Raw genomic sequence first — 4,433 nt, 5'->3', positions numbered from 1 at the left:
AAAATATGTAATGTAATCGTAACACAATTGTAATATAACGTTCTAAATTATAAAACAAACCTCTAAAAAAATACATAATAAAATCCTTAAAATAATCTTAAAAATTTTATTATGTATTTAGACTTAACCTCAGCCGTTTTTACGATTACATTTTATTCATCTACACATACCCACTTAACTACCTTTATAGGCTGTTTTCTCGAAGATTGTTACTATTCAACTAGCGGAAAAGTTAATTGAAGAAGGATATTACTGTAATATTACAATTGTTACAAAAGAATAAAATAAAACACTCTGTAATTTCTATAGAAGTAATACATTGATTTTACTTCCATATAGCTTGTGGCTAGTCTTCCTCCATTATGTAGCTATTGGATTTGTAACTTGCGCAAGTTTACTGATTTAATTTTACTGGGTAATTTAACATCTTAATTGTTTAAATCTCTACATAACTTGCCTCAAGTAAATATTCTCAGTACCTATAGACCTCCTGAAACTAAAACTTACAAAATTATAAGTTTCATGTCACCAAAATTTAATTGTTAAAACTGGAATTATGTTTTAGAATAGCTTTTGTTGTATAACAATAAGAAAATGTGAGGAATAATTTTAATGAAAGACAAAGGAATAAGATTTTTAGCTATTTTTGGCGGTACTACAATTATTGCTCTAGCTGTAGCGGCTTTTTTCCTTATCGACCAAGGTATGCCTAAGGAATTTAGTGAAGAAGCATGGTCAGATACTAAAGAAAAAGCAATACAAACTACTGTGGAGCATTTTAAAACTGAAAACAATATCGATATTACAATAAATGAAGTTAGTTCTTCAGGTGAATACGCAACACATGAAGTATATTTAGAAGGACATGTTGTCGGTAATGAAAATAAGAAAATATCTGCTGTTGTAGATACTTCTGAAGATAATTACCAAGTAAAATCTGTTGATATGAACGCATAATATTAATTCACTTTATACAATCCTCTTTGAACAGTTAATTTAATTGTTAACTGTTCTTTTTTTTTATTGCACAATTTCTTTCGATAATCCTTACAAAGTGTGTACTAAGGCAATTAAAACTCCCTCAAAAAAGATCGCTTTTCACTAAAATGCACCCTATAAGATAGACACTTTCAAAAAGGTCACTAATAGGATATTTTTTATTTATAATGAAGAAAAGAACGAACAGTGGTAACTAGTATGACTAAAAATTTATTTTCGAAACAACAACAAGCACAATTAAAATTAAATCCATACGTTAAAACGGTAAGTGCAAACGCGATTACTTATACAGATGAATTTAAAGAATTTTTTCTTGATCAATATGATAAAGGAAAATATCCAAGTGAAATTTTCCTTGAGGTGGGTTTTGATATTGAAGCCGTTGGTCCAACACATATTCGGAGAGCTTCACAATCGTTGGTGTACGGCTTATAAAGAGCATGGGCTAACAGCTTTAGAAGATGCCAGAATACATACTTAAGGCAGTCCTTTAGAGCGTGAAGTAGGCTTAGAAGAAAGATACGCCCGCTAAGAGGAGAAGACGAAGTTGTTAGATTAGTGAAGAAGGTCTCTTGATTCGTCAAAAAGAAGTTATTTTAAAGGCCTTTCATTTTGATAAAAAGCCCCCTGCCCCTATTAAAAGTATGGATAATTATGATAGAGATATAAAATTAGAGTGTATCAATTGAGACCGATCAATAGAAGACGTCTATTAGATACTAAACGCCCGTCGTTTTGATAATGTATATAGGCGTTTAGTATTTTAGTTACTTACACTGTTATGCTAATGCTTTTGTACGGTTGCTTAACTTCATCTTTGTTTAAGATGATAAAGATATTATCTTTTTACTTCTTAAATAAGCCTGCTGCAACTGCAGCATTAAAACTTCTTCTTGCAAAATCTGTTGGATCCCCAACATTCTCCCAATGCATATACATTAATCTAGGATTATCGAAAAGCCAATGGTTATGCACTGCTGTAACAATAAGTCCTCTCTTTTGAAGCTCTCTCATAAATGGATTAATTTCTTCCTGCAGTACTACAGATTCACCGAGGTTAAGTGTATTAGCCAAAATACCTTCAAAAGAAAGAGCAAAAGGAAGTGCGAGAGGGGATCGAGTAGTTCGTCCAAGAATGGTCGCTTTAATATCGCGAAGGCGCTGTACAACACAAACAGGTGTTGAAGTAATAACTTCCCCACCGATGATATTCGCAAGTTGTTGACATCTTATTACACCTACGCAATTGCTTAATTTTTCTGACTGATTTTGTTCCTGGGATTGATTATCATGCTCCAATCTATTCACCTCCTTTTATTTTAATAGTAATAATATATTCTCAAGTGCGTAAGGTGACTGGGAATTATACCGACAAGCGCCTTTTATTCTAAAATTTTTTCTATCAATTCCTAAACCCTAAACCTCTCGCAAAACCCTTTTTTTAACTTTAACTGTATGATTAACTTTACCTACTTCTCCCCCTCCAATTTCCATAAGATAAATAAAAAATAGAAAAGGAGATAGTGAAGTGGATTCTAAACGTTCAAACAATATGTATGATTTTATTGTTGTCGGAACAGGACCAGCTGGAGCAGTTATAGCTAAAACACTGACAGACGATAAAAAAACCTCAGTCTTAGTTCTGGAGGCAGGAGAAAACAATGATAGAGATGATCCAATTCGAGATTCTAGATTTGCTCCTGAACTAGAAGAGCAATTCTCCGCAGAATATTTTTGGCAAGGTGAAGGAATTCCCCTACCTGGGGTAGAAGACAGAAAATTTGAATGGACTACGGGGCGGCTTTCTGGGGGCGGATCTTCAATCAATGGTGAACAGTATGTTAGACCTACACCAGCTGTTTTAAAAGAATGGGAACGTCTTTTAGGTAACTTATGGTCCCCTGAACGAGCACTTCGTAGCTTTAAACAGTTAGAAAATTTCCATGGAGAAACAAGTAATCCTGAATTTCATGGCTTCAATGGTCGTTTAAATATCAGGCAAGCCCCCACCAATCCACCAATAATAACGAAAAAATTAGTGTCAGCGATCGAACAAGCGACGGGTTTTAAACAAATTCTTGACTATAATAACCCAAAAACCCCCATTGGCCCTTTCACTCAATGGCAACTATATCAAAAGATTAATGGAGATCGTGAAAGTTCTTCTACCGCATTTTTATCTGCAGACATCGTAACTCCTAATGGATACGGGGTGAATGGACGTAAGTTAAGGGTTATTTATAAGTCAACCGGACTTCGTATTTTATTTAAGGAGAAAACAGCAATAGGTATTGAATTTCTACAGGAAGGTAAAAAGGTCCAAGCTTTTGCCCGGAAAAAAGTAATTATTTCAGCGGGTATAAACAGTGCGCAATTGTTAATGTTATCTGGAATCGGACCTTCAAATGACCTACGTCGGGCCGATATCCCTGTTATTTTTAACAATCCAAATGTTGGGAAACATTTGACTAATCATACTTTAAATACAGCGACATTTAGTGTGAATCCAAAAGATCTTCCTCAGCTTCAAAACGATCCGTTTGCCCTTTATACAGGCGGTGCCTTTTTACCAAATCCCCTTAATAGCAGTAACAATCCCCAACGAGGTGTTCAACTTATTGGTATTGTTTCAGAAGAAAATTTAAATATTGCTATTATATTTTTACAACCAAAAAGTCAAGGATCCATTAACATACAAAATAACGACCCTTTAAAAATTGTCCTTGCGGATGAAGGTTTCTTAGAAAATGAATATGACCTAGAAGCAATAAAGGCTATTTACAGAGTTTATATTAAAGGCCTTGCGGAGAAACTTTCAAAACTCGACCCAAATTATCAGCTTGTAAATCCAACATTTGAGACCATTGATAATGATGATAAACTTGAAAACTTTATTAAAGAGAATTTTGACCATAATCACCATCAACAAAGCTCTCTTCGAATGGCCCCTATTAATAAAGGTGGCGTAGTAGATCGGTACGGCAATGTCCATGGAGTCAATAATTTAATGGTTGCTGATGCACAAATCATTCCTTTTACAGTAGATGGTAACACGTCTGCATCTGCATACCTAATTGGATATACCATTGCCAAACGTTTAATGGGTGGGAACGCTTAACATTAAAGGTTTTATAAGATACGGTTAATTATATACATTGCGTGAATGTTAGAAGTGAGTCATTTGTGTTTCCGGCAAATGTATACCTAATCTGCACCGTTCGCGTAAAAAATCCAAAATCATAATAGTTAAATCTTAGTTAATTATTAAAATCCCCTCTTCCGCAAATGGTTGAGGGGTTAATAATAACTGCAATTTTCTTTTCCCATTAGTACTTACCTCCCTCTATAAATGTTGATATATCAACGGTTTGACCCGTTTTCAAGAGTGATAAAAAAATTTTTTATCACATTTTTTACATAGTCTTTTCTAGTTC

General features: G+C 34.0%; 4 protein-coding genes. 3 read left to right on the top strand and 1 reads right to left on the bottom strand.

What is annotated here, in order from left to right:
* Positions 1 to 612: 612 nt before the first annotated feature.
* The gene (locus tag PVA17_RS24385; protein WP_274069277.1) at positions 613 to 957 is read left to right on the top strand and encodes a phosphoglycolate phosphatase; all 345 of its coding nucleotides are present in this window, start codon (positions 613 to 615) and stop codon (positions 955 to 957) included.
* 240 nt (positions 958 to 1,197) lie between these two features.
* The gene (locus PVA17_RS24380; protein WP_274069276.1) at positions 1,198 to 1,434 is read left to right on the top strand and encodes an HTH domain-containing protein; all 237 of its coding nucleotides are present in this window, start codon (positions 1,198 to 1,200) and stop codon (positions 1,432 to 1,434) included.
* Positions 1,435 to 1,845: 411 nt separating this feature from the next.
* Here the strand turns inward: PVA17_RS24380 and PVA17_RS24375 are convergent, their stop codons facing one another.
* Positions 1,846 to 2,298: a DUF1259 domain-containing protein gene (locus tag PVA17_RS24375; protein ID WP_337993635.1), complete on the bottom strand. Its 453-nt coding sequence runs from the start codon at positions 2,296 to 2,298 to the stop codon at positions 1,846 to 1,848.
* Between the two features lie 253 nt (positions 2,299 to 2,551).
* Here PVA17_RS24375 and PVA17_RS24370 point away from each other — a divergent pair, with 253 nt between their 5' ends.
* Positions 2,552 to 4,117, top strand: coding sequence for a GMC family oxidoreductase (locus tag PVA17_RS24370; RefSeq protein WP_274069278.1), 1,566 nt, complete (start codon positions 2,552 to 2,554; stop codon positions 4,115 to 4,117).
* Positions 4,118 to 4,433 lie beyond the last annotated feature (316 nt).

The organism is Lysinibacillus sp. CNPSo 3705, assembly GCF_028674935.1.
Lineage (GTDB): Bacteria > Bacillota > Bacilli > Bacillales_A > Planococcaceae > Lysinibacillus.
The sequence above is the reverse complement of the archived record's forward strand: the minus strand, read 5'-3'. Positions and strand labels throughout refer to the sequence as shown.

Excerpts from the sequence above, each read along its gene's own strand:
- PVA17_RS24385 (WP_274069277.1), top strand. The coding sequence starts at position 613 with ATGAAAGACAAAGGAATAAGATTTTTAGCTATTTTTGGCGGTACTACA.
- PVA17_RS24380 (WP_274069276.1), top strand. The coding sequence starts at position 1,198 with ATGACTAAAAATTTATTTTCGAAACAACAACAAGCACAATTAAAATTA.
- PVA17_RS24370 (WP_274069278.1), top strand. The coding sequence starts at position 2,552 with ATGTATGATTTTATTGTTGTCGGAACAGGACCAGCTGGAGCAGTTATA.